Raw genomic sequence first — 24470 nt, 5'->3', positions numbered from 1 at the left:
GGGCTGCCATGCGGGACGAGGGCCTCTTCTCCGAGTCCCCCTCGCACAAAGCTCCCCCCCGGTTTGAAATACGCAGTGTTACGGGCCGCTACGCCGGATCCGCAAGCATATGGTCGAACCGTCCCTCCTGGACGCTGGCGGGAAGGCCCTTGCGGGGGACAAGTTGCGTGCCCTCCAGCTCGCGCTTGTAAAGCCGCTCGATATCGCTCGTGTCGACGGTCTGACCGTGCACGACGGACTCCAGCTTTGTCCGGAAGGCCTCCAGACCGCCCATGGAGGAAAAATGCCACCCCGCATCCGGGATGATCTTCACCGGGCGGCTGATGCCCGTGAGATTGTGATTGCGGATACGCAGCAGCGGCTGGGCGAGGAAAGCCGGCACCCAGGATTTCTTGGTCATCCGCGCCTTGGTTCGCCGCAGTTGCTGCGGCGTCGTCAGGTACTTCCGCTCGATCATCCGTGACCCGAGCAGCCAGTTCTTCCCCGGGACGATCCGGTTCAGGTGATGCTTGTGGAGGCTTTGCTCGAACACCAGCAGCCGGCCCTTGTAAAGCCGGTCGCGCAACACCCGCTCCAGAACCTCGCCGCGAACGATCTCGTCCACATCCGAGACCAGGATCAGGTCGTCCTGCGCTGCGGACTCCAGCGCCTGCGCGATGCAGTTGCGCTGATAGTTTTCCCGTTCCCAGTCCGTCTTGCGCCGGGTCCTGTAGACCCCGAGCGCCGGCGGCAACACGTCCGGAAATTTGATCTGCAGATCGATGATCCTGTCGGCCCAGGGGGCAAAGCGCTCGCGATTTTCCGCGAAATAATAGGGTTTCGGCCCGCCCCTCTGGGTCAGGTTGGCTTCAACGAGCACAAAATGATCGACCTGGTCGCCCATTTCCCGCAGGCGCAGTTCCAGGAGATCGAATTCATTATGGAAGACAAAACAGTCGTAGAGCTTCATTTTAAAGGCTTTTCCATATCCGGAAATTTGCACGCTTGGCGTTCTCGGACAAACCGCCTTGCCGGAAGCACAGCGGAAGTCGGGCTCCCCGCATCCTTATCAGAACGGCGCCCCAGGTGGACGACCAGACCCTGAGGCATGGACGGATCAGCCGTCGGACTGGCCGTCCCCCTCGATCACCCCGGCCGCTGCCGCCCCCGCAGCCGCTGTCCGGGCCGCCTCGGGCGAAATCGTTCCCTCCCCGTTTGCCGGATCGGCGACCCGCACGGTCACCTGACGATGAGCGAACTTGATGCCGTTCTGTTCGAACAGGTCCCGAAGTCCGGCATAGACGACCTTGCGCAGCTCGAACTGCTTGCCGGGCTTGGTGGTGAATTTGACCCGGGCGATCATGGCCGAATCCTCCATGGACATGATGCCCTGGGATTTCAGCGGTGCCAGGAACATCGGGCCGAAATAGTCATCATCCAGCAGCTCCTGTCCGAAGTTCTTGATGATCTTGCGCATCTTTTCCACATCCGTGTCATAGGTGACGCGGAAGGCCAGCTTCATCACTGCCCAGTCGCGGGAAAAATTCTCGACCTGCTGGATTTCGCCGAAGGGAATGGTCGTCAATGCACCCCGGTGATGACGCAACTGCATCGAGCGGATCGAGATCTTCTCGACCACGCCCTTGGCGCTGCCGATGTCGATATATTCGCCTTTGCGGAAGGCATCATCGACAAGATAGAAGGCTCCGGAAAAGATGTCGCGGATAAGCGTCTGGGCGCCGAAGCCGATCGCCAGACCGACGACACCGGCCCCGGCAAAGAGTGGTGCGATGTTCACGCCGAGTTCCGAAAGCACCACCATGGAGGCGATCACCACGATGGTGATCAGCAGGAAATTCCGGAAGATGGGCAACAGGGTCGCGATCCGGCTTTCCCCTGCCCCGCCGATCTCCGCTTCATCGTCCGTCCCGGACGGCGTTTCCTTGGCAATCTGACGGTCGATAAGGATCTTGACGGCTTCATAGGCCATATAGCCCAGAAACACGACCAGCAGCACCTCGACGAAGGATCCGATCAGCGAGCCGCTGCCGGCAAGTGGCATTCCCCACCAGGTGGCGAGAAGGTCGAGAGCGCCGAAAGTGACCAGAATGACGGCCCCCCGGTCGAACAGGTTGCGGAACGGCGTGCGCCTTGCCTCCCGTTCCGCGGCTTCGGCGCGGGCTTGCGCCAGGGCGCTTTCCGGATCGTCGGTCCCGCCTTCGTTCTCCTCCGTCCGCTTGATGTCTTCGGCGATCTTCGCCTGCGCGTCTGCGGTGTCGAGCCTGGGAAGAAGCACCCGGTCGATGACGAGGATCAGGATACCGTAGACAAAGGCCGCCAGAAGCAGCACCTGAAGGGGCGCGGCGACCAGCCCCGTCGCATCGGGCAGGTCCAGAAGGATGCGGACCGCGGAAATGCTCCAGGCAAGGATCAGGTAGACGATCGCCACATAATGCCAGACACGAGCCAGCACCTTGCGCCAGATCGGGCATTCGTCCCCTTCCCGCCCCCGGATCAGCCGGGCAATGACCCGCCGGTAGACAACGGTAATTCCCAGCAGGATCAGCATGGAGAGCGCGGAAGCCCCGATCAGGGCGATCTTGTGGGCATCCTCCGAAAGCCCGAGACGTTCCATCCAGATACAGAAGGCCACGGCGGCCAGGGACACACCCGAGCCGGCGAGCAGGGTTCTGTAGAGACCCGTCGCCTCCCTGTTGCTCAGGGCAAGCAGGCGATGCGTTTCCGCGTCGGGCGCGAACAGGTTGAGCCAGATGATACGCAGCAGCATGAAGGCGGAGAAGACACTGAGCACCACAAGCGCCGTCTCGTTGGCTGCCTTGAGGCCCGTTCCCACGATCAGATAGGCAACGGCCGAGACCGCGAAAAACAGCACCACGCCCACGCCCATCAGAAGGGCGCGCAAATAGAGATAGATGATCTTGTCGGACCGGCTGAAGACCTTCGCCTGATACAGGAACGCGAATTGCCGGTGCCCCCACCTGCTGAGCAGCGCATAGGCCACGAGACCGATCACGATGGCGGCCGCCACATCCAGCAGCGCCGCCGGAAGCCAGTCCAGGCCGTGGTCTTCGCCATGGGTCTGAAGGATCGTCAGAATCGAATTGTGGATCGTCGGGATTTCGCCGACGATCGACTTGAATTCGTCGCGGGCCTCCACCGCGTCGTCGGAAAAGTCTTCCAGGGTCTCGATAAGTCCGGCGCCCGCGCCTTCCTCGTTTTCTTCTGCCTGGCTCGCCGCTGCGGCGGCCGACGCCGCGGCTTGTTCGCTCTCCGCAGTCACCGTCTGGCCCGACCGGGCCTTGAGCATATCCGTCACCGCGCCGGGAACGCCCTGGGCCTGCCCCTCGAAAGCGCCTGTGAAGGCCGCCAGTAGAAAGACGCCCAGCGCCACCAGGAAAGGCGCAGTCTTTCGCATCGCGCGCGGACCTGGCGGAAAGCGGGCGGAAAGAAAACTTGAAATGCACATATCGGCCCCTGGCAGGTCGCGTTGACGGTTCCGACATCTGTTAAGCATGGTTTACGGCGATTTGAAAGACACAGGGATCGCAGCGGAGCGCCAAAAGGAAAGGCCCGGTCTGCGGACCGGGCCTTTCAATACGGGGTGACGCAGGGCGGGCTTCCCCCCGCCGTGAAAGGCCGGGGGAGCCTGTCAACCACGGCTGACGTCAGTGAAACACGATATTGTGCCAATGGGACATCTTACGCTTGGCTTCGGCTACGGTCATGCGCTCGAACAGGATCATCGCGTCGCTGCGCACTTCCGGCGTCAGGCGGTGACGCCAGGGGCCGATGGAAAGCAGGGATCCGACGGTGATCGAGGAAAAGCCGAAGGCCTTGGCGAGGATCACGAAGGGCTCCGGATCCGGCCGCACCATCCAGTGGCTTACTTCCTCAACACCGCAGCGCACCAGCCAGGCGAAGGTCGCCACGACCTCCGCAAAGCGGTCTTCCGATGCGAAACGGCGCAAGGCGGCTTCGTTGACCATGCCGCGTCTGGCAAGCAGGATGATCCGGCTGCGCGCGGTTTCGAAATCATAACGGCCCAGCCAGTACTGGTTTGACATGCGCTGAGCGGCGACCTGCGCCGCTTCCTCGACACGTTCGGCTTCATTGCCGCGTCCTGCCGCATGCAGCTTCTTGCGCACATCTTCACTGGCGACCGCAATCAGGCTGGCGATATGCGCCTCGGCCAGATCGGCCCGCTCGCTCAGGGAGAGCTGCAGGGTGGCGTCCGACGCGGCGTCGCTGATCAGCGCCATGACCGCGGTGTTGGACAGGCAGGCACCGTCATTGCCGGCAACCTTGCGCTTGACCTTGAGATCGCCGGTCCGCACCAGGACATCCGTCAGTTCCTCCGAGAGAACTTCCCGCTGGGCAATTGCGAAGCGATGGGCGTTGCCGCGCTTTTCCGCGATCTTGATCAGGTCCGCGTCGCGCAGGACGGTCGATTTGAGAAGAATGGGTTCGGCAACCTCGATATCGTCATCGGCAAGCCGGCGGATCGTTTCCTCCGGACCACGACGAAGACTGGACATCTGGTCCGCCACATACCGCCGGACTTCCGCCTCCACCATGTCGACCAGCCGCAACAGAACGGAGTCGTATATGTCGACCTGCTCGTCCGAACAGCGGTCGGAGGTCAATGCAAACAATGTTGCGACATGCCGGGCCAGTTCCGCCCGCCTGGCGCTGCCAGCTTCACCGGTCAGCTCCGAAAAGTTCACCAGCTCTGTTTTCAACGCTTCTGTCATGCTTCGATACCAGTTCCAAAATTTTTGCCTGTCAGGCGGTGATATCGAAGATGAAGGTGAGTTTTAAAAAAGAACAAAACGCTCGTTCCGAGAATGTAATCGTCTTTTCCTTAAACTTATGAACAATTGTAATCTCGTTGTATCTAATGAATCCAACCCATTGAAAATAATTGATTTTATCGCGATTTATATCCAGTTAACCGCTTACGGAAGCCGCAGGAAAAAACACCATGCCTGCGCAGAAAGACGCTTCAGGCGCGCAATTCCGGACTCTCGGCCGATTGAATACACTCTGAGCGTGGATCGAAGGTGACCTCTTTATCTCCAGTCAGGTCATTACACACGGGCAGCGGCAGCCGTCCCCATGCGCTCCCGCTTTGCCCGGCGCTGGCAGCTGTCTTCGGGGTATTTTCCATTCCCCGAAATTTTCACCTCTGTATGAAATACTTTTGTCCGGATTGCATTTCGCCGCCACCCGTCCCCCAACAGGCCAGTTTGTCGAGCAAACTTCGCACTGTCGGGGAAAGCGGAGCCACAGGCCACAGCCGGCGTGGACCAGCGAGCCCCCTGACCGGGGACCTGCCTGCGGATGCGTCAGCGAGCCGGTTCGGGCTCGCTGACCTTTTTACTCCGCGGCTGCGAGAAAGTGCTTCGACGCCTCTGCGTCATCGCTTCCGCCATCACCGCGCGTGGTCAGCTGCTCCAGCAGCATCAGACGCTTCTCGGCAGCCTTGCGCATGTTGTCTTCCTTCACCGGGCCGAAGCCGCGCACAAGGTCGGGCACGCGGGCCAGTTCGACCAGAAGGCCGTAATTGCCATCCGGCAGCCGGTTCAGGATTTCCGCAATATCCGCCTCATACTGGGCAATCAGGGCCCGTTCCGCCCGGCGCTCGGGACTGCGTGCGAAAGGATCGAACCACTTGCCGCGCATGCCCCTGAATTTCGCCAGCACCCTGAAGACGCCGAACACCCAGGGACCGAAGGCGATCTTTTCCGGACGGCCCGTCTTGGGGTCCTTGCGATGGGCGAGGATCGGCGGCGCCAGATGCACCTTCAGCTTGCGCGGGTTTTCGAACCGCTGCGCGATCTTCCGCCGGAAGGCGGGATCGGAATAAAGCCGCGCGACTTCATATTCATCCTTGTAGGCCATCACCTTGAAGAGATGATCGGCAACGGTGCGCGTCAGGCGCAGGGTTCCCGGTCCATGGGCTTCGTCCGCGACCTTGACCTTCGCCACAAGATCCCGGTAGCGGGCCGCATATGCCGCGTCCTGATAGGCGGCCAGCTCCTGCGCATTGAAGGCAATCTTCTCGTCCAGCGTGAATTCCCGCGGCCTGGCTTCGGCCGGCAGCGCATTCAGCAGCTTCCCGGCATCCCCGGCCAGGACGCGGCCGGCGCGGAAAGCCTTGATGTTGTTGGCGACCGCCGCGCCGTTGAGTTCAAGCGCCGTCTCGATGGCATGGTCGCTCAGCGGCAGGCCGCCGCTCTGATAGGCCATGCCGACAAGGAGCATGTTGGCGTAGATGGCGTCACCCAGAAGCTTTTCGGCGATATCCGCCGCGTTCATGGCCAGATAGGTGCCGGACGCCTCGCGGAGGGCGGTATCCATGCGTTTTTCATCGAAGGACAGGGTCTGCTTCAGAACGAATTCGGCTGTCGGCGCGACCTTGGTATTGGCAACGGTCATCGTCTTGCCCCGGTGCGCCAGCGCGAGCTGCTCCGCATTCGTGGCCACGACCATGTCACTGGCAATCAGCAGATCGAGACTGGCTGCCGGAACGCGCGGTCCTTCGATGGATCTGTCGCTTGCCGCGAAGCGGATATGCGAGGTGACCGGGCCGCCTTTCTGGGCAAGGCCCGTCATGTCCAGCGTGGAGGCCTGTTTGCCGTCCACATGGGCGGCCATGGCTAGAACCGCGCTGATGGTCGTCACGCCCATGCCGCCGATGCCGGCCACCAGGGCATTGCGGGTGCGATCGAGAGAGGCCGGGACCGGCTGCGGCAGTTCTTCCACCAGCGCATCGATGTCGACATCGGCCTTTTTCGGCCTCTTCAACTCCGCCCCCTCGATTTCCACGAAGGACGGGCAGAACCCCTTCACGCAGGAATAGTCCTTGTTGCAGCTCGACTGGTTGATCACCCGCTTCTCGCCGAAGGGCGTCGCCAGCGGCTCGACCGACAGGCAGTTGGACTGGACCGAACAGTCGCCGCAACCCTCGCAGACGCGGTCGTTGATGAACAGCCGCTTGTCCGGATCCGGAAACTGGCCGCGCTTGCGCCGGCGGCGTTTTTCCGCCGCGCAGGTCTGGTCGTAGACAATGACGGAAACCCCCTTGAAGGATTGCAGCTCCTTCTGGACATCCATCAGCTCGTCGCGGTGATGCACCTTTGTGCCCGGAGCGATCGGGGACCAGGAGCCGTAATTTTCCGGGGTCTCCGAAACGATCGCAATCCGTTCGACCCCTTCCGCTTCGAGCTGGCGGGTAATCTGCGGCACGGAGAGCTGGCCGTCGACCTTCTGGCCGCCGGTCATGGCGACCGCGTCATTGTAGAGAATCTTGTAGGTGATCGGCACATTCGAGGCCAGGGCCTGGCGAATGGCCAGAATGCCGGAATGGAAATAGGTTCCGTCGCCGACATTGGCGAACACGTGGCTGTCGCCGGAAAACGGCTGCTGGCCGACCCACAGGATGCCTTCGCCGCCCATGGCGATCTGGCCCTCCGTGGTGCGCCCGGCCATTTCGGTCATGGCATGACAGCCGATCCCCGGCAGGGAGCGGGACCCCTCGGGAGTCTGTGTGGAGGTCGAATGCGGACATCCGGAACAGAAATAGGGAATGCGGGCAGCCCGCTCAGCGTGACCCTGCGCCCACATCACCTGACGGGTCATGCGGCTGGCCAGCGCGCGCATGTCATCGGACACTGCGTCATCCGGCAGCCAGGCCATCAGTCCCTCGATGAGTTCGGCGACCGACAGTTCGAGCACATCGGACAGGAACGGCGTTCCGTCCGGTCGCCGCTTGCCCCAGATTTCCGGCCGGCTCATGTGGGGCCAGTGATAGGAGATTTCCTTGATCTGCGGTTCCATGAAGCCGCGCTTGTGCTCGACAACGAGCAGGCGTTCGGTGCCCCGGGCAAATTCGCGCAGGCCCTGCGGTTCCAGCGGCCAGGTCATGGCGACCTTGTAGACGGCAAGACCGAGTGTTTTGGCAAACTCCTCGGAAATCCCCATCAGGTCCAGCGCCTGCAACAGATCGCGATAGGCCTTGCCGGAGGCAACGATTCCGAGCTTGACCTGGCCACGGGCGCCGAAGGTCACCTGGTCGAGACCGTTGGCGCGCACATAGGCCTGCGCCGCCGGCAGGCGCATGTCGCGCAGCAGGCGCTCGGTTTCCAGCCTGTTGCCGAGAAGAAGATCCCGGTTCTGGCGGTAGTCCTTGCGCGGATCTCCTTCGAGCGGGCGCAGCAGACGCAGCCGCTGCGCAGAGACATCGATGGTCGCCGAGGCATCCATGGTGTCCGCAACACAGATGAGCGCACTCCACAGACCGGTGAAACGGGACATTTCAAGGCCGTGCAGGCCGTAGTCGAGCACGTCCTGGATATCGGAGGGATTGAGCACCGGAATTTCCGCGTGCTCGAAATAGAATTCGCTTTGCGCGGGGAGAATGGAAGACTTGGCCAGATGGTCGTCCCCGGCCAGGGCAAGCACTCCGCCATTGCGATCGGTGCCGGAGGCATTCGCCTGGCGCAGCGCGTCCCCCGCCCGGTCCACACCGGGCGACTTGCCGTACCAGATGCCGAAGACACCGTCGTAATCCGTTGCCCGTCCGACGCCGCCTTCGCCGCGCAGTTTCTGGCTGCCCCACACGGCGGTTGCGCCAAGTTCCTCGTTCACACCGGGCTTGAAGACCACATCATGCTGCTTGAGGTGCCGCTGAGCCCGCATCAGTTCGGTGTCATAGCCGGCAAGCGGCGATCCGCGATAGCCGGAGATGAAGCCGCCCGTCTTCAGCCCTGCCTGCCGGTCGAGCCTTGCCCGGTCCAGGACGAGCCGGACCAGCGCCTGGATCCCCGTCAGATAGACCCGTCCCTGCGTGGCGACATATTTGTCCTCAAGGGTAACCGTTGGCATATGCATATTCATCCGACATCCTCCTCGACCGGTATTTCGGACGGCACTGCGTCCGGCCGGCCTATCCTTTCAGATAAATATCATCCTTTTCTCAGGCAATTTCTGTGCTATCGTCACGACAAATAACCCTGCCACAGCATAAAAATTCCTGAATCCTTCCATGACAGATAAATATCTTCTCGACCCTTCAGACGTTCGCGTCCTTCGTGTCCTGCAGCGCGACGCCTCCCTGTCCATCGCCGAGGTCGCCAAGGAAGCCGGCATGAGCCAGACGCCCTGCTGGCGCAGGATCAAGAGGCTGAAGGAACAGGGCATTATCCGCCAGATCACCGCCATCATAGACCGGGAATCGGTCGGCCTGGGTTTTGTCGCCTATTCTTTCGTCAAGCTCGCGGTTCCCAGCCGGGACAACATGGAAACCTTCGACAAGCTGGTGCATCACTGGCCCGAAGTCGTCACCTGCGAACGCATCACCGGGGCCGTGGACTATCTTATAAAGGTCGTCACCGACGACATCAAAACCTACGACAACTTCCTGAGGCTGAAGCTGCTCGACAACACGCTGGTGTCGGACGTCCAGTCCCGCATCGTGGTCAATACGGTCAAGGACACGGTCGCCCTCCCCTTGCGCGAGAGCTGAACCGGGTGAAGGAACAAGGCCTCATCGGCCGCACCGGGTCACGCCACGAAACGCAGCGGTGACAGGCCGGAGGGGTCCAGCAGGGGCGACTTGCCGGCGATCTGCTCGGCCAGCAGCCGGCCGGTAATCGGTCCGAGCGTGAAACCGTCCTGCGCATGACCGAAGTTCATCCACAGGTCCGGGATCGTCGGCGAGGCGCCGACGACCGGCAGGGAATCGGGCAGGCACGGCCGCGCGCCCAGCCAGGGCGCCTCCTGCAGGGGCCGCCCGAGCGGAATGAGATCTTCCGCCCGTTTTCTCGCCAGTGCGATGACGTTGGGATTGGGAGGGGCGTCGCGCTCGGCCAGTTCGAGTCCGGTGGTCAGCCGTATGCCATTGTCGGTCGGGGTCAGCACGAACCCGTGTTCCATGTCGACGACCGGGCGCGACAGGGATGCCCCCGACAATGGCCGGTAATGCATGTGATAGCCCCGCATGACCGCAAGCGGATAACTTTCGCCCAGACCCTTCAGGATGTCCTGCGACCAGGCCCCGAGTGCAATGACCGCTTTCCCGGCAAAGACCGTTCCGCGCTCGCCCTCGAGGCGCCAGCCGCCCCGCTTGTGTTGCAGCTGCCGGGCATCGGCGCGGAAATATTCGCCGCCCTCCCTGACGAAGGTCCGCCAGATGGCGTCCACGACCGCACCCGGATTGGACACGGAGCAGCTCTCGGTCCAGTGGATCGCCTTCAGGCTTGCCGCCCTGCTGTTGGCGATCTTCAGTCCCGGTTCGAGAATACCGATCTCATCAGCCAGCAGCTCTTCATAGGCAGCCCCGAAAACCCGCGCATAATATCGCTCTGCCTCGTCCCGGTCGTAGCAAGAACCCGACCTGTAGAGATGCAGCCATCCGCCCTGCCGATAGAACCTGTCCGCATTCGCCGAGCGGGCAAGATCGAGATGTTCCTGAACCGCAACCGCCCGTAAGGGCGCAACGACCCGCGAATACAGGTCGGCCGCCCGGAGACCGCCAGCAGCATGATGGCGCCGGAGCCAGGGAAGCAGGCGGATCAGCGTTGCAAGATCATAGGAAACGGCACTCGACTGCCGGAACAGGATCCCCAGCAGCTCCCGCGCGCTGCCGGGCACACCGTGCGGCACGAATCCGTTGCGCTGCACGACGCCCGCATTGCCGAAAGACGCTCCGGCGCCCGGATGGGTCCGGTCGATCAGGGCAACATCCAGCCCCAGGCGGCGCAGGTGAAGCGCCGTCGCAACCCCCACGATACCCGCGCCGAGAACCATCACCTCGAAAGACTGGATTTTGCTCGTCTGCTTCGCCATGCCTCTTTGCCATGCAATTCCGGCGGGCCCGGTTCCGCCGCCGCCTCCGGACATCCGGGCCGGCATGTTCAGGACGCGCCCTGCGGTCGCACGCGCACAGGCGGAAGGAGTTTCCGCCTGAAAATCAACCGACAATCCGCTTTCCTGTGTTTCCACGGCAAAGCCAGTTGATCTAGGGTACGGCCTCATGTTGTCCGGAGACGAGTTTAGATGATTCGAGTGTTTGCGGCAGGCCTGGCGTGGCTGGGCCGTCATGGAACCGCCGCCCTGGCCATTTGCATATTCATCGGTGTCGCGCTTCCCGCGCTGTCCGCCTATCTGCGGCCCTATCTGACATTTGCCGTTTTCTGCCTCCTCACCCTGACCTTTCTCCGGGTCGACAAACACGCGATCACGCTGCGGCTGCGGCGTCCGGCGCTCATGATCGCCGCGCTCGTCTGGATGATGCTCGGCGTGCCGCTCCTTTCCTGGGGCGCGATCGAGCTGTTCGGTCTGTCGACCTTCGGCCCACAGGCGATCCTGGCGCTGTTCATCGCCACGGCCGCCCCGCCGGTGATGGCCGCACCGGCCTTCATCTATCTGCTGGGCCTGGACGGAACACTCAGCCTGGCGCTGTCCGTGGCGGCCCTGATCGTGACCCCGCTCACCGCCCCCTTCATCGGAGAGCTGATGCTGGGCCCGTCCCTGCCGCTGAGCGTCGGCGGACTGGCCGTACAACTGTCCGTCCTGCTCGCCGGCGCCTTCCTTCTGTCGGCAACCTTCCGCAAACTGGCCGGCGCGGAACGGCTCTCGCGCAGCTCGCTGCACATCAGCGGCCTGAATGTTCTCCTGCTTCTGTTCTTCGCCATCGCGGCCATGGATGGAGTTGCGCTCAGCTTTGCGCAAAAGCCGCTGTTCACCCTGGCGCTCACCGCCCTCACCTTCGCCCTGGCGCTGCTGCAGATCGTGCTGACCCTGCTCGTCTTCGCTCCGGCCAGCCGTGAGGACGCATATGCGATCGCGCATACCTGCGGCACCCGCAACATGGGTCTGATGGTGGCGGCCTTCGGCGGCACCTTGCCGGAACTGACCTGGCTGTGGTTCGCACTCGGCCAGTTCCCCATCTACATGCTGCCCATGCTGCTCAAGCCCTTCGTTCGCATTTTCTGCCGCCTCAACGATAAAAGTGTGACGCAGCAGACCTGACAGGCTGCCGGGCCAGGACTAGAACCGGCTGAAATTCGCATTCGCACATCACTTGAATTCAGAGGAACCAGCGGTGACCGCCTTTCAATCAGGAACAGGACTTGCCATCACGACAACACTTCGCGGCCTGTCGGCCCTCCTTGCCCTTGCCCTGCTCCCATTGCCCGCCATTGCCGGAGACACGGCGACAGCGGACGTTCTCGGTTTCTCCGATGACGGCGCCTATTTCGCCTTCGAGCAATACGGGATCCAGGACGGCTCCGGCTTTCCCTACTCGGAGATCTTCGTGCTCGATGTCGCCAGCGACAGCTGGGTAAAGCCCTCGCCCTTCCTTCTGCGCAATCAGGATGAAGAGGATATCGAACGGGATGGCATCTATGACCCGGACGCCCTTGTGGCGGCAGTGCGCGCGGAAAACCGCGCCACGGCGCTTGAGCTTCTGCAGACGACCCGGATCGCCGGAAAGGGCCTGACCGCGGGACATAACCCGCGCACAGAACTCAATTCCGACCCGTTCCGGATGGTCGTCGCCCCGCGCGATTTCTTCCGCCCCGGAGAGGACGAGCTGGAACTGAAGCTGAACGAATACCCGCTGAGTTCAGACACCTGCGCGGGCTTTGCCGTGACCGAGACAAGAGGCTTCCGGCTGACCATGACCTACAAGGGTCAAACGCGGGTCCTCAACGAGGACAGCAGCCTGCCCCAAAGCCGCGGCTGTCCGCTCGCCTACCGCATCGAGCGCATAATCACCCATTTCCCGGACGGCGCGCCGCCGGTCTACGCGGTTCTGGTCCAGATGGACAGCCACGGCTTCGAAGGTCCGGACCGGCGCTACCTGGCAATCACCGGACGGCTGTGAGCGGCAGGGCTTCAAGTTCCTGCTGCCCCGGTCTTGATCCGGCCCCCAACCCCACCGGCGCGGCGGGCACATCCACCGCCAATTTCAGGTTTTCGACAGCACTTCAGTTCTGCATGACGACAGTAACCGTATCCGCAGAGCCGTGGAGGCTCGCGGGTCTCGGCTCAACATTCCGCCACGCAGAACACGCAAAGGGCAAAACTGTTTCTCGCCATACCTTTACAGTGGGCAGAAACGTCATCGAACGAATGTTCGGCAGGCTCAAGGAGTTTCGCAGGATCGCAACACGCTATGACCGCAATGCCAGGAACTTTCTGTCGTCCCTCTGCCTCGCGGCAACCGTATGCTACTGGTTATGAGTCTGAAGCCTAGACATCTGCACCCCACTTAGTCTTTTTCCAGAAAAGTTTCCATTTTTTCTTGGAAATCACTCTCTTCAACACCTAAATCTAAGTATACAAACAATAGTAAATCTATACATTTACCAATATCATTTACGGCCCTATCTAAAAACAGAGTATGGAAAACTTCTCTACCATACGCAGTGGTCCTGGACACAGAAGATTCAGAAGTTCTCGAAACGAATTCCTCATAACAACCAATTGGAAGGCTAATTTTCGGAGAAAGTCTCGCTTCGCCGAAGACAACAGCCAAAGTATTTTCAATATAATTATCAACAACTTGATATTTAAACCCATTTTTTTTCTTGCTATTCAAAAAAATTTCATGACTTGCATGCCTGCAGTCTTTTTCATCATGCAATCCATACTCATAAACGCACAAATAATTAAAGCTCGGAACATCTGCAGAGAAAGCATTTGTTTTAAATTGTGAAAAGTAAATAGCTACTGTGGAAATCAGAAATATAAATAAATAAAGATCTTCAAAATGCGGCTTCTTGATCTTTTTCTTGTGGCTTTTTTCTCTTTTGACAGAGAAGTGCGTCGGCTCAACCAACATAATTCTCTCCAACCGTCACGATCCCGCAGCGCAGGAAGAACCTGTCCGCGTCTTCCGCATTGTCGCCATTGGTGACATGGACCACCAGATGGGTAAAGTTTCTTGTCTTGGCCCAGTGGCGCACCGCCTGGACGAGGCGGAGGGCAACCTTGCCGTCGAGCAGTGTGCCGGACAGCTCTTGGGAAACGTTCAGCGTCTGAACTGTCGCAATCTGCGTGCCTATGCCCAGGAAATGTTCGCTTACCTGCACAGAGGCAAAGCCCAGGAGCCCGTCTTCGGCAAGCAGTTCATCCGCCGCCGGCACAGCATAGATCAACCCGAACCGCTCCGGCTGCACCACGGCCTTGGCGTAGATCGCCTTGGCCTTTTCTTCGGAAAATGGAATGTCCCGGAACACCATGTGCAAATGCGCCTCGCGCGCCAGATTGACCCCCGCCCGGCAATCCGCCTCGGCCCCATCAACCAGTCGGATTTGCACGCTGGTCCTTGCAGGCGCGCTGACGTCCACTTCACCGACCGTCTTCCGGCCCGCTAATTGCCTGCCCGCCGCATCGCCCGGCGTTTTCATCTCGCTTGTAGACAGTTCGCCCAACACCTGTTCGCCCCTGAAGGCACCTGGCAAGTGCCCTTCTTACCCGGCGCCACCCACCGGTTCCGCTTCGTTGTCTTGCACCCGGGACGCCTCCTTCCAGTTGCACCACCAAGCTACCGATATGCGGTTATTTAACAAGCCACCTTGTGGCAACCCGCCCGCAAACCGCACCGAATTCTTCGCAAAGACAACGCATTGTTTTCAAAAAACCGGGGAACGGCGATACCTTCGGTTCGTCAGTTGGCGGCGCCCCTCACGAACCGGAGCTCACCAGCTCCGGGCGATCCAAAGTCGAACGATAGTTCAGTCAAGGCGCAGGATATGGGCCATTTGTCTAAAGGCCTTTTTCTTGCGCCACTCTGTCAGGCATGTTAGCGGGCGGTTACTCTTTCCAGACCTTCCGGAGCCCTTCAGATGACCCGCCCGCTCGCCATCGCCCCGTCCATCCTTGCCTCCGACTTTTCAAAGCTCGGCCAGGAAGTCCGCGATGTGGTGGAGGCCGGTGCGGACTGGATCCATCTGGACGTCATGGACGGGCATTTCGTCCCCAACATCACCTTCGGTCCGGACGTGATCGCCAGGCTGCGCCCGCACACGGACAAGATCTTCGACACCCATCTGATGATCGCCCCCTGCGATCCCTATCTGGAGGCCTTCGCCAGGGCCGGGTCCGACATCATCACCGTGCATGCCGAAGCCGGCCCGCATCTGGACCGCTCGCTGCAGGCCATCCGCAATCTGGGCAGGAAGGCCGGCGTTTCCCTGAACCCCTCGACCCCGGAAAGCGTCCTCGAATATGTGCTCGACCGGCTGGACCTGATCCTGGTGATGACCGTCAACCCGGGTTTCGGCGGCCAGAAGTTCATTCACGCCATGGTGGAAAAGACCCGCCGCATCAAGGCCATGATCGGCGACCGGCCGATCGACCTGCAGATCGACGGCGGCGTCACTCCGGACACCGCCCCGCTGGTTGCCGCAGCCGGCGCCAATGTTCTGGTCGCCGGATCGGCGGTCTTCAAGGGCGGCACGGTCGAAAGCTACGCAGGCAACATTTCGGCCATCCGCACGGCTGCGGAAACGGCCGTTTCCTGAGATCACGGGTGCTGCCGGAGCACTCCGGCGGGGAGGGAAACGCCCGGATTTGCAGAACCCCTGTAAAAAACCCGGATTACGTGACTTTTAGTTGAGACAATTCCTCGGTTAAGGTTGGTGCAACTGGGACCGGGGAGATTCGTCTTGGCGCATATGCAACGCAGTATCGGGCTACTGGGCCTCACCTTTGTCGCCATCAGCGGCATTCTGGGCTCCGGCTGGCTGTTCGCGCCACTGCTCGCGGCACAGGCTGCCGGCCCCTCCGCCCTGCTCGCCTGGGTAATCGGCGGCTTTGCCATGCTGCTGCTCGCCGCCACCTTCGCAGAGATCACCGCCATACTGCCGGTCGCCGGCGGCATTGGCCGTGTACCGCATTTCTCGCACGGTTCCGTGGTTTCCATGGCCATGGGCTGGACCGCCTGGATCGGCTACAACACCACCGCGACCATCGAGGTGGAGGCGGTGCTGAGCTATTCGAAAAGCCTGGCCCCCTGGCTTTACGGCACAAGCGGCCACCTGAGCGCGGCCGGGCTCGGCGTTGCCTGCCTGCTCCTGGCGGTTTTCACGGTGTTCAATGCCTTCGGCGTGAAATTCTTCGCCCGAATCAACACGACCCTCACCTGGGTGAAAATTCTCGTGCCGGGGCTGCTGGCCGCCGTCATCCTGACATCGGAATTCCGCTTCACCAATTTCAGCGACTATGGCGGTTTCGCGCCCGAAGGACTGAAGGGCATCCTCTCCGCCATTTCGACCGGTGGCGTGATCTTCGCCCTGATCGGCTTTCGCCATGTCATCGACCTTGCCGGGGAAGCCCGAAACCCCAAGGTCAATGTGCCGCTGGCCCTCATTATCAGCCTCGTGGTCTGCCTGATGATTTACGGCAGCCTGCAGCTTGCCTTTCTCGGCGCCCTTGATGACAACCAGCTCCAGGGCGGCTGGCCGGCGCTGAGCTTCCCCGGCGAGCTCGGTCCGATGGCCGCGATTGCCACTTCGGTCGGAGCGCTGTGGATCGTCAGCATTCTCGATACCAGCGCGCGCATTTCCAGCTTCGCCTCGGGCCTGGTCTCCGTGGGGTCCAATGCCCGCCTCGGTCTTGCCATGGCCCAGAACGGACTCTTCCCGAAGTTCATGGAATTCCTGTCGGCGCGCGGCGTGCCGCTGTTCGCGCTGATCGTGAATTTCGTCGTCGCGGCCCTGTTTTTCGTGCTTTTGCCCTTCAAGGAAGTCATCGCGCTCAACACCTCCTCGATCGTGATGTCTTTCGTTGTCGGTCCGGTCGCGGTCCTGGCCTTCCGGCGGCTGCTGCCCGACACACCGCGGGCCTTCGTCCTGCCCGCCGCCCCTCTTACCGGCTGCCTTGCTTTCATCGTTGCCACCCTGATCATCTACTGGAGCGGCTGGGACACGATGCTCCATCTGGGAATCTGTCTGGCGGCCGGGTTCGCGCTGATGCTTTACCGGAACTGGCAGGGCGGCTTCGACAGTCTCGACTGGCGCGAGGCAACGTGGCTCGTCCCCTATCTCGCCGGGATCGTCCTGTTCTCCTGGCTCGGTTCCTTTGGTGGCGGCAGCGGCATCATACCGGTCGGCCCGGATATTCTCGTCATCAGCCTGTTTGCCACCGGCGTCTATCTGTTCGCCGTGCGGCTGTGTCTGACCAAGGACAAGTTCGACCGCTACATGGCCGAGGAAAAGCTGGACGAGGAGATGGAATACGGCCCGACGTGATCAGCTGAGAATGCGCCCTGCTGTGCCGGACGCGTCCCGCGTGGCAAGTCTCTCTTTCAAACCGGCGGGATAGAGTTCGAGCCGCCGGGCGGCGAGTTCGTCCAGCGATACCCATTTTGCGATGCCGGCCGTCTCGTCGCTTTCGACGAAAGCAAGGCTCTCCTTCTGATAGAAGCTGCTGTCCACGAAATGGGCATGGCAGAAGAACACGACTTCATGACCGGTCACACCATGATGTTCGTAGATGTTCTCCATCACGAAATGACTGTCCAGCAGCGAAATCCGGGCCCCCAGTTCTTCCAGGAATTCGCGCTGCAGGGCATCGCGCCAGGGTTCCCCGAATTCGACCGTACCGCCCAGCGGCCGCATGCCGGTCACCCTGCCGCTGTCGTCGTACACATCGCACAGGAGCAAGGCATCGTCCTGCCAGATCAGGGCAAGCGCTTTCACCGTGATGGTGTTCGCAGGGCGCCAGAGTTTCATTGCGGTCTCCCGGAGAATGGACACGGTTGCGGGTCTGGGGGTTAAAATTCATCTTGCGGGCCAACCCTGCAAGCAAAAACCGCTGCGTCCGCATTGAAGGGGCCGCCGCGCTCTGCTATTGCCCAGCCAGAAAAGAAAAGAAACCATGAGGTCCTTTCTCAGATGATCCCGCGCTACTCCCGCCCCGACATGGTCGCCGTCTGGTCACCGGAAACGAAATTCCGCATCTGGTTCGAGATCGAGGCCCATGCCTGCGATGCCCTGGCGGAACTGGGTGTCATTCCTGCGGAAGCGGCAAAGACTATCTGGGAAAAGGGTGGCAGCGCCACATTCGACATCGAGCGCATCGACGAAATCGAACGCGAGACCAAGCATGACGTCATCGCCTTTCTGACGCATCTGGCCGAAATTGTCGGTCCCGATGCGCGCTTCGTTCACCAGGGCATGACCTCGTCGGACGTTCTGGACACCTGTTTCAACGTCCAGCTTGTCCGCGCCACCGACCTGCTGCTCGCCGACATGGACGCGCTGCTGGCCGCGATCAGGCGCCGGGCGATGGAACACAAGGACACGGTCTGCATCGGCCGCTCCCACGGCATCCACGCCGAGCCGGTCACCTTCGGTCTGAAGATGGCAGAGGCCTACGCGGAATTCGACCGCTGCAGGAAGCGGCTTGTGGCCGCGCGTGAGGAAATCGCCACCTGCGCCATTTCCGGTGCGGTCGGCACCTTCGCCAATATCGACCCGGCCGTCGAGGAACATGTGGCCAAGGCCATGGGCCTGCAGGCCGAACCGGTCTCCACCCAGGTGATCCCGCGGGACCGCCACGCCATGTATTTCGCCACCCTCGGCGTCATCGCCTCCTCCATCGAACGCGTGGCCACCGAAATCCGTCACCTGCAGCGCACCGAGGTTCTGGAAGCGGAGGAATTCTTCTCCAAGGGCCAGAAGGGCTCTTCCGCCATGCCGCACAAGCGCAATCCGGTGCTGACCGAAAATCTCACCGGCCTTGCCCGTCTTGTGCGCGGCTTCTCCATCCCGGCGATGGAAAACGTCGCTCTCTGGCACGAGCGCGATATCTCCCACTCCTCCGTCGAACGGATGATCGGCCCGGACGCCACCGTCACCCTCGACTTTGCCCTGGCCCGCCTCACCGGCGTCATCGACAAGCTGATGGTCTATCCGGACCGGATGGCCGGCAACATGAACCGTCTCGGCGGGCTCGTGCACTCCCAGCGTATCCTGCTCGCCCTTACCCAGGCAGGCTCCTCCCGCGAGGACGCCTACCGGCTGGTCCAGCGCAACGCCATGAAGGTCTGGGACAGCTACCAGGTCGCAGGCAGCGCCTCCGTCGACTTCCTGACCGAGCTTCTGAACGATGCGGATGTGCGCAACTATCTTTCCGAAGAAGAGATCCGCGACCGCTTCGACCTCGGCTATCACACCAAGAATGTCGATGTGATCTTCGAGCGGGTGTTCGGGGAAGCCTAGGCGACCCTGCTGCGGGACAAGGACCGGTGACCGGCGAAAAATCTCTCCTGGCATGGCAGCGGATCGAAGCGCTGTTCGTGTTTCTGGCGACCCTTGCCCTCTATTCCTGGAGCGGGGCGCCCTGGTGGATATTCCTGCTGCTGTTTCCGGTGCCCGACCTGTCGATGCTGGGCTATCTCGCCGGTCCCCGTTTCGGGGCCTTTGCCTATAATCTCCTGCACAGCTTTTTCGGCCCGGCCTTCCTGTTGATTTGCGGTGTGATCCTTACCGAAATTCTGCGGACGCCCGACGCCTTTCAGGATGTCGTACCGCTGTGCCTCATCTGGGCATCGCATATCGCTTTCGACCGCGTCCTGGGCTACGGATTGAAAAGCCCGGCAGGCTTCGGGATCACCCATCTCGGTCACATGGGCCGCAAGGAAACCGAAACATGAAAATCGCCGTCATTTCCGATATCCACGGCAACCTTCTGGCGCTCGAGGCGGTGATCGCCGACCTCAAGACGGAAGCTCCGGACATGATCGTCAATCTGGGCGACTGCGTCTCCGGCCCGTTGTGGCCGGAGGAGACCGCTGCGATCCTGCGGGAAACCGGCTGGCCGACCGTGCGCGGCAATCATGACCGGATCGTGCTGGACGATCCCATCGACGAGATGGGGCCGACCGATGTCTTCGCCGCCGAACGCCTGTCCGATGCGAGCCTCGAATGGCTGAGAACCACGAAGCCGACCATCCGGCTCGACGAGACCGTCTTTCTCTGCCACGGCACGCCGGAGAACGACGACCGCTATCTGACCGAAAAGATAGAAGGGCCGAAGGGCCATCTTCCCGATGAGGACACGCTCCTGCGTAACCTCAACGGCGAGACCTCGCCCATCGTCTGCTGCGGCCATAGCCATATTCCGAGGCTCATCAGGCTGCAGAAAACCGGACAGATACTGCTCAACCCGGGCAGTGTCGGCCTGCCCTCCTACCAGGACGACCATCCGCAGCTGCACGTCATGGAAGCCGGCAGCCCGCACGCACGCTACGCGCTCATGACGGTCCGGAACGGCGTCTGGAACTTCCAGCAGAAGAGCCTCGCCTACGACTGGGAAACCGCCAGCCGTACGGCGGCGGAGAACGGCCGGCCAGGCTGGGCGCGGGCGCTGAAACACGGATTCTACGGCCCGCTTTCCTGAGGACTAAGGCCATTTACATAGCTGAACTGCAATCACAAAACATCACAAGAAAAAGTTGCCTGATATTCGTATCTCGCATTAAATTCATTTCTTAATGAATCATTTGAGAATTAATTAAATCAGCAAGGTCAAAACGATGAACAACTCAGGAAGCTCAGCAGGAGAAGCAGTAAAAATTGGCAGCAATTCTCCTCAGATAATGCAAGCCCTTTACTCTGAGCTTACCGGAAAAACTGAAAAAATTAGCAAATCTTATTCCAAGCCAAAAATTGTCAATATCGACGACATACTCAGTATTTCAGATAAATGGAACCAGTTTTGCGAACAATACCATACAACTGGATCAAATATCACAATCGAAGCAAAGTTCTCAAATGGAGAAACACAGAAATTTTCTTCTTCAGATAGATTCAGGATATTTGACAAATCTTTACCGTACACAACTGAATCGATTTCAATTGAATTAAAAGGCCGCTTATCCCTTTCGCTCAGGTGGTAACCATATCTAGCGTTTTGGGATGACGCGGCCGACATCATCCCCTATTGAGTGCCGGCATGACCGAGGCGCTCTTTCCGACCAGGTGGAAACACGACAAGCCACCGTCCCTGGAAAAGTTCGTGGACACCTTCCACGACGACTACGCCTGCGCGGAATACCTCTCCAACAAACGCTGGCCGGGCGGCTTCGTGTGCCCGCACTGCGGTTCGAGAAAGGCCTGGCGACTGGAGACACGTCCATGGCTGTGGCAGTGCGGCGGCGGAGAAAAAGATCCCGGATGCCGAAAGCAGACCTCCGTGATCGCGGGAACGGTCATGCAGGGGACGCATCTGCCTCTGAGGAAGTGGTTCCTCGCCGCGTACCTGATGGCGACGCATTCCAACGGCATCTCGGCGCTCCAGCTTCAGACGAAAATCGATGTCACCTACAAGACGGCCTGGCTGCTGCTCCACAAGCTTCGCCGGGCGATGGTCAATCCGAACCGGGCACCGCTCGAAGGGAACGTGGATGTCGACGAAACCGCCATTCCTTATCGTCGCGATGGTGACGAGTTGAAGAAGGGCGGCGGTAGCAGCACTGCCAACCAGATATGGGTTGCGGGTGCCGTCGAAACGATCGGCAGGTTCGGCGTCGGCCGAATCCGATTAGCCAGGATCGCAAATCGGTCGGCGGACAGCATCGTTCCCTTCGTGGTCGCCAACACGGCACCCGGGACGCATCTGCGAACCGACGAGCTGGCCTCGTACAACAAGGTTCCGGATCGCCCTCTGACGAAGGTGAACCTGAAACGGTCGCCGCTTCCGGCGCACATCGTCTTCAAATGGATCCACGTCCTCTTCGCCAACCTGAAGCGATGGGCATTGGGCACGTATCACGGCTTCCGGGAGAAGCACATCGACGCTTACCTGAACGAATTCGTCTTCCGGTGGAACAGACGTCGCAGCTTCGGCAGCACCATGGACAGGATGTTCGGCATCGGCCAGCGCCTCGCACCGATCACCTACCGGGACATCGTCGGCGATACGAAACGATGGAAACAGGATCATATCGAAGAGATCCTCAAGATGTGTCACCCGAACAAGCGCCAGATCGTTAGGGACCTCGTTGCCTACTATCGCGTTTCGCGCGTCGAGATCATGGATAATCTCGTCTGGTGGGTCGACCGATTGTATGAAGAGGATCCGGCCGCCTACAGAAGCTTCCAATGGGAATTTGATGGGGTTCCGGAGTTCGCCGATCGCCGGATCTACAAGCGCCGGAAATCGGGGCGCCCGGTCTTGACCCCACGCCGTCCCGGCGAGGTCAAAATGACCGGACGGAGGTACCGTAAGCCCGATCCGCTGTTGCCGCGAATGTTGCCGCCAAGTCCCGTTTCGCGAGGGTCTGTTGCGATCGCCGCAGAATAATCGTCGGCCTAATCGTTCTTGAGCCTCTGGTGCTCCGTCTGCACCAGGCTGAATACGTCCGATTGCCTGAACGCACGTTTCACCTCTCTGAACACGCCATCAAACGGAGGCGTGGAACTCATTTGAGGATCAAGGCGTGCCGACCAGGTTGCCTTCAACACAGCTTCCTTTCGGGAGAACAGATTTTCCAAATTTTCGGCATCCCTACCACGAAATGCGAGTTTCTGAGCAATTGGATTTGCGAGTTCCGCCAGTTCGATCCCGAACTCTTCATGGAGCTTCCAGATGTCAAAAAGGTCCCTCGGCTGGCTGCGGGCCTTGTCCGTCAAGGCGACAATTTTTTCAGTTGCTATTTCCTCGACTGAATATGTCTTCACAGTGCAGCCCGAAGGAAAATCATACGCGTCGTACGTTGCCAAGATCGGACGCATCTCCAGATCATGCACGATCGTCTCATTGATGGTCATATCCACTTTAAAGGTCCGCGCCCGGCGCATCGGTCCAGTGAATTCCATATAGAAAGTGTGGCTGTTTAGGCGCTGTTGACCATCTGGTCGAGCGAACACAAAATCCATGCCTGAAGCGTCACGGACGGATTCTCCCACTTCGTTGAAAGCCGCGACGACCTCGTCGAAAGTGGCTGAATTCAGCAGCGTGAAATCGAGGTCCTCCGAGAAACGATACTCTCCAAAGTAACATCTCCTGAGAGCCGTGCCGCCCTTGAAAGCAAGGTGGGTTCCAAACGGATTTTGCGAAAGCTCGGAAAGGAACCACCCAAGCGCGTAATCAAGCTCGATGGTTTGATCCGGGATGCGGCGACCCCCGCTGTCCTTGTATAAATCGTTGGAAATCAGCGAGAGGTCGCGTTGGCTTATCATCAGGTACTCCTTACAGAAATAATCTCTTCGCGACTCACATTGAGGCGAAGATGCCACTCGGACATGTATTTCCCGTCCGGCGGCATCAGCGGATCGAGAAGGTGATAAGTTTTCGTCAACTTCTCCCGCAAACGGCTCCGATGATCTTCGCTGCCGAGTTCGCATGAATCCATGAGAAAGCCGACACGCCCAATTACAGCTCCGATGCCGAGGCGAACGGCGTAATCAACAAGTCTGTCTGCATTTACCTTGGTTCGAACCATCCACGTACCCGCGTCGATTTCAACGTAACCCCCACACAGGTCCGTACGGCGAAGGCAGTCGACGATGGTTCGCTCGATGTCACTGACAACGACCTTTTGCCCATCTTCGGTCCAATGGTTCTTTGTCCCGAACACTTCCCCTTCGCGAATGGAGACCACCCGCAATTCAGTTCCACCAGCCTGCATATTGCTGGCCGGGGAGTTAACACATGAAGCCGTCACCAGAATCTGAGGCTGCCTGGTCATACCGTGCACCGCCATTGCCGTTCCGTGGGAAAGATAGTGCGGCCTACCTTCCAGCAATCGTGAGGCCACGGTCAGCGGGTTCCCTCCGTAGACGGTTGCACTCCCTAGTTCATACGGAACCAGGACGTACAGACCCCGTTTCAGACGGGTAACAACTCCGCGCTTCTGCGCTTTTGCAAGCAGATTGGAAACGATATTTCTGGGACCGCCGACAATTTCAACCGCATCGTCGAGTGTGAACGTCGAACGCCCTTTGTCATGCAATCCCTGCACGAGTTTGGCTGTTTGAGATCCGAGTGTTTTCATGCTTAATGCCACAATCATCTCCATAGGATGATTATTGGTATCATAATATCACTCTCTCGTCGATTGTTTTAACGCAACGCCCTCAATCATCCTCAAGAGATGATAAAATTGGTTTTGACAACAAATTGCTGAGCGTATCTCGAGAGGTTCGCGAAAACTGGGGCGCTCAGGAGATGCTTACCGTTGCTTCAAATCTCTCCCAATGGCCTCTCCGTTGGGGACGGGAAAGCGCGAATCTGGTCAAATAGCTTTCACACCGCCCTTCGCTCTTAGGCGGTCATTCGGATCAATATGTTGTAGTAACCTGAGCGAAAGGGATAAGCGGCATTAAAAGCATTAATACAGCTACCTAAAACTGAAAAATTCAATGAATACAAAGTAGAAGTGAGCATTAATAATAATGTTAATTCAAAAAAAGATCCCGACTTGGTATTTCTCAGCAGAATATTTGGAA

19 protein-coding genes and 2 pseudogenes are annotated in these 24470 nt (G+C 59.9%); 11 read left to right on the top strand and 10 right to left on the bottom strand.

Annotation, left to right across the window (positions count from 1 at the left end):
* Window positions 1–88: 88 nt before the first annotated feature.
* The 4 genes from DCO57_RS13740 to DCO57_RS13725 all read right to left on the bottom strand — a co-directional run bounded on the left by DCO57_RS13740 (window position 89) and on the right by DCO57_RS13725 (window position 8898).
* Window positions 89–949, bottom strand: coding sequence for a hypothetical protein (locus tag DCO57_RS13740; protein WP_116699482.1), 861 nt, complete (start codon window positions 947–949; stop codon window positions 89–91).
* A gap of 147 nt (window positions 950–1096) precedes the next feature.
* A complete protein-coding gene (locus DCO57_RS13735; protein WP_116699590.1) occupies window positions 1097–3415 on the bottom strand; it encodes a mechanosensitive ion channel domain-containing protein in 2319 nt (772 codons plus the stop codon).
* 250 nt (window positions 3416–3665) lie between these two features.
* Entirely contained in the window at window positions 3666–4751 is a 1086-nt protein-coding gene (locus tag DCO57_RS13730; RefSeq protein WP_116699481.1) for a DUF2336 domain-containing protein, read from the bottom strand.
* Window positions 4752–5376: 625 nt separating this feature from the next.
* Window positions 5377–8898 (bottom strand): indolepyruvate ferredoxin oxidoreductase family protein, encoded by a 3522-nt coding sequence (locus DCO57_RS13725; RefSeq protein ID WP_116699480.1) that lies wholly within the window; start codon window positions 8896–8898, stop codon window positions 5377–5379.
* A 148-nt stretch (window positions 8899–9046) separates the two neighbouring features.
* On the opposite strand from DCO57_RS13725, the gene DCO57_RS13720 reads away from it, so the two are divergent.
* Complete coding sequence (locus DCO57_RS13720; RefSeq protein WP_068414057.1) at window positions 9047–9526, top strand: Lrp/AsnC family transcriptional regulator; 480 nt, start codon at window positions 9047–9049, stop codon at window positions 9524–9526.
* A gap of 38 nt (window positions 9527–9564) precedes the next feature.
* On the opposite strand, the gene DCO57_RS13715 is transcribed toward DCO57_RS13720, so the two are convergent.
* Window positions 9565–10848 (bottom strand): FAD-binding oxidoreductase, encoded by a 1284-nt coding sequence (locus DCO57_RS13715; protein WP_116699589.1) that lies wholly within the window; start codon window positions 10846–10848, stop codon window positions 9565–9567.
* A 210-nt stretch (window positions 10849–11058) separates the two neighbouring features.
* On the opposite strand from DCO57_RS13715, the gene DCO57_RS13710 reads away from it, so the two are divergent.
* The 3 genes and pseudogenes from DCO57_RS13710 to DCO57_RS23920 all read left to right on the top strand — a co-directional run.
* Entirely contained in the window at window positions 11059–12033 is a 975-nt protein-coding gene (locus DCO57_RS13710) for a sodium:proton symporter (RefSeq protein ID WP_165814741.1), read from the top strand.
* A 73-nt stretch (window positions 12034–12106) separates the two neighbouring features.
* Complete coding sequence (locus DCO57_RS13705) at window positions 12107–12892, top strand: DUF2259 domain-containing protein (RefSeq protein ID WP_244287944.1); 786 nt, start codon at window positions 12107–12109, stop codon at window positions 12890–12892.
* A gap of 118 nt (window positions 12893–13010) precedes the next feature.
* A pseudogene (locus DCO57_RS23920) lies at window positions 13011–13251 on the top strand (transposase); the annotation flags it as partial.
* A 28-nt stretch (window positions 13252–13279) separates the two neighbouring features.
* On the opposite strand, the gene DCO57_RS23305 reads toward DCO57_RS23920, so the two are convergent.
* Together DCO57_RS23305 and DCO57_RS13695 are read right to left on the bottom strand one after the other, a co-directional pair.
* Window positions 13280–13852, bottom strand: a complete 573-nt coding sequence (locus tag DCO57_RS23305; protein WP_133192678.1) for a hypothetical protein — start codon at window positions 13850–13852, stop codon at window positions 13280–13282.
* Window positions 13842–14474 carry a hypothetical protein gene (locus DCO57_RS13695; protein ID WP_133192676.1) on the bottom strand — a complete coding sequence of 211 codons (633 nt, stop codon included), beginning with the start codon at window positions 14472–14474 and terminating at the stop codon, window positions 13842–13844. The genes DCO57_RS23305 and DCO57_RS13695 overlap by 11 nt, the downstream gene beginning before the upstream one ends.
* A 384-nt stretch (window positions 14475–14858) precedes the next feature.
* Between DCO57_RS13695 and rpe the strand changes: the two genes are divergently transcribed.
* Both rpe and DCO57_RS13685 read left to right on the top strand, forming a co-directional pair.
* Window positions 14859–15536 carry a ribulose-phosphate 3-epimerase gene (gene rpe, locus DCO57_RS13690; RefSeq protein WP_116699478.1) on the top strand — a complete coding sequence of 226 codons (678 nt, stop codon included), beginning with the start codon at window positions 14859–14861 and terminating at the stop codon, window positions 15534–15536.
* 153 nt (window positions 15537–15689) lie between these two features.
* Window positions 15690–17264, top strand: coding sequence for an APC family permease (locus tag DCO57_RS13685; protein ID WP_116699477.1), 1575 nt, complete (start codon window positions 15690–15692; stop codon window positions 17262–17264).
* Here DCO57_RS13685 and DCO57_RS13680 read toward each other — a convergent pair whose 3' ends face one another.
* Window positions 17265–17747, bottom strand: coding sequence for an NUDIX domain-containing protein (locus DCO57_RS13680; protein WP_116699476.1), 483 nt, complete (start codon window positions 17745–17747; stop codon window positions 17265–17267). It lies immediately after the preceding gene.
* A gap of 162 nt (window positions 17748–17909) precedes the next feature.
* On the opposite strand from DCO57_RS13680, the gene purB reads away from it, so the two are divergent.
* From purB to DCO57_RS13660, 5 genes and pseudogenes are all read left to right on the top strand, one after another.
* On the top strand, window positions 17910–19238 hold the full coding sequence (gene purB, locus DCO57_RS13675) for an adenylosuccinate lyase (protein WP_116699475.1): 1329 nt from the start codon (window positions 17910–17912) through the stop codon (window positions 19236–19238).
* A gap of 26 nt (window positions 19239–19264) precedes the next feature.
* Window positions 19265–19672 carry a DUF4260 domain-containing protein gene (locus DCO57_RS13670; protein ID WP_116699474.1) on the top strand — a complete coding sequence of 136 codons (408 nt, stop codon included), beginning with the start codon at window positions 19265–19267 and terminating at the stop codon, window positions 19670–19672.
* Window positions 19669–20418, top strand: coding sequence for a metallophosphoesterase family protein (locus DCO57_RS13665; RefSeq protein ID WP_116699473.1), 750 nt, complete (start codon window positions 19669–19671; stop codon window positions 20416–20418). Before DCO57_RS13670 ends, DCO57_RS13665 begins: the two co-directional genes overlap by 4 nt.
* Window positions 20419–20554: 136 nt before the next feature.
* Complete coding sequence (locus DCO57_RS23300; protein WP_133192675.1) at window positions 20555–20917, top strand: hypothetical protein; 363 nt, start codon at window positions 20555–20557, stop codon at window positions 20915–20917.
* Window positions 20918–20973: 56 nt separating this feature from the next.
* A pseudogene (locus tag DCO57_RS13660) lies at window positions 20974–21933 on the top strand (IS1595 family transposase); the annotation flags it as partial.
* A 398-nt stretch (window positions 21934–22331) separates the two neighbouring features.
* On the opposite strand, the gene DCO57_RS13655 reads toward DCO57_RS13660, so the two are convergent.
* Together DCO57_RS13655 and DCO57_RS13650 are read right to left on the bottom strand one after the other, a co-directional pair.
* Entirely contained in the window at window positions 22332–23201 is an 870-nt protein-coding gene (locus DCO57_RS13655) for a nucleotidyl transferase AbiEii/AbiGii toxin family protein (protein WP_116699471.1), read from the bottom strand.
* A complete protein-coding gene (locus DCO57_RS13650) occupies window positions 23201–24016 on the bottom strand; it encodes a hypothetical protein (RefSeq protein WP_205756159.1) in 816 nt (271 codons plus the stop codon). The genes DCO57_RS13655 and DCO57_RS13650 overlap by 1 nt, the downstream gene beginning before the upstream one ends.
* Window positions 24017–24470: the final 454 nt, after the last annotated feature.

It is taken from the genome of Labrenzia sp. 011, assembly GCF_003075075.1.
Taxonomy (GTDB): Bacteria; Pseudomonadota; Alphaproteobacteria; order Rhizobiales; family Stappiaceae; genus Roseibium.
Note: the sequence above shows the minus strand (reverse complement) of the source record. Positions and strands in the feature narration are given on the sequence as shown.

Bases quoted from the DNA above. Each gene is read 5' to 3' on its own strand.
- DCO57_RS13740 (WP_116699482.1), bottom strand. From the start codon at position 949: ATGAAGCTCTACGACTGTTTTGTCTTCCATAATGAATTCGATCTCCTG.
- DCO57_RS13735 (WP_116699590.1), bottom strand. From the start codon at position 3,415: ATGCGAAAGACTGCGCCTTTCCTGGTGGCGCTGGGCGTCTTTCTACTG.
- DCO57_RS13730 (WP_116699481.1), bottom strand. From the start codon at position 4,751: ATGACAGAAGCGTTGAAAACAGAGCTGGTGAACTTTTCGGAGCTGACC.
- DCO57_RS13725 (WP_116699480.1), bottom strand. From the start codon at position 8,898: ATGAATATGCATATGCCAACGGTTACCCTTGAGGACAAATATGTCGCC.
- DCO57_RS13720 (WP_068414057.1), top strand. From the start codon at position 9,047: ATGACAGATAAATATCTTCTCGACCCTTCAGACGTTCGCGTCCTTCGT.
- DCO57_RS13715 (WP_116699589.1), bottom strand. From the start codon at position 10,848: ATGGCGAAGCAGACGAGCAAAATCCAGTCTTTCGAGGTGATGGTTCTC.
- DCO57_RS13710 (WP_165814741.1), top strand. From the start codon at position 11,059: ATGATTCGAGTGTTTGCGGCAGGCCTGGCGTGGCTGGGCCGTCATGGA.
- DCO57_RS23305 (WP_133192678.1), bottom strand. From the start codon at position 13,852: ATGTTGGTTGAGCCGACGCACTTCTCTGTCAAAAGAGAAAAAAGCCAC.
- rpe (WP_116699478.1), top strand. From the start codon at position 14,859: ATGACCCGCCCGCTCGCCATCGCCCCGTCCATCCTTGCCTCCGACTTT.
- DCO57_RS13685 (WP_116699477.1), top strand. From the start codon at position 15,690: ATGCAACGCAGTATCGGGCTACTGGGCCTCACCTTTGTCGCCATCAGC.
- DCO57_RS13680 (WP_116699476.1), bottom strand. From the start codon at position 17,747: ATGAAACTCTGGCGCCCTGCGAACACCATCACGGTGAAAGCGCTTGCC.
- purB (WP_116699475.1), top strand. From the start codon at position 17,910: ATGATCCCGCGCTACTCCCGCCCCGACATGGTCGCCGTCTGGTCACCG.
- DCO57_RS13665 (WP_116699473.1), top strand. From the start codon at position 19,669: ATGAAAATCGCCGTCATTTCCGATATCCACGGCAACCTTCTGGCGCTC.
- DCO57_RS23300 (WP_133192675.1), top strand. From the start codon at position 20,555: ATGAACAACTCAGGAAGCTCAGCAGGAGAAGCAGTAAAAATTGGCAGC.
- DCO57_RS13655 (WP_116699471.1), bottom strand. From the start codon at position 23,201: ATGATAAGCCAACGCGACCTCTCGCTGATTTCCAACGATTTATACAAG.
- DCO57_RS13650 (WP_205756159.1), bottom strand. From the start codon at position 24,016: ATGAAAACACTCGGATCTCAAACAGCCAAACTCGTGCAGGGATTGCAT.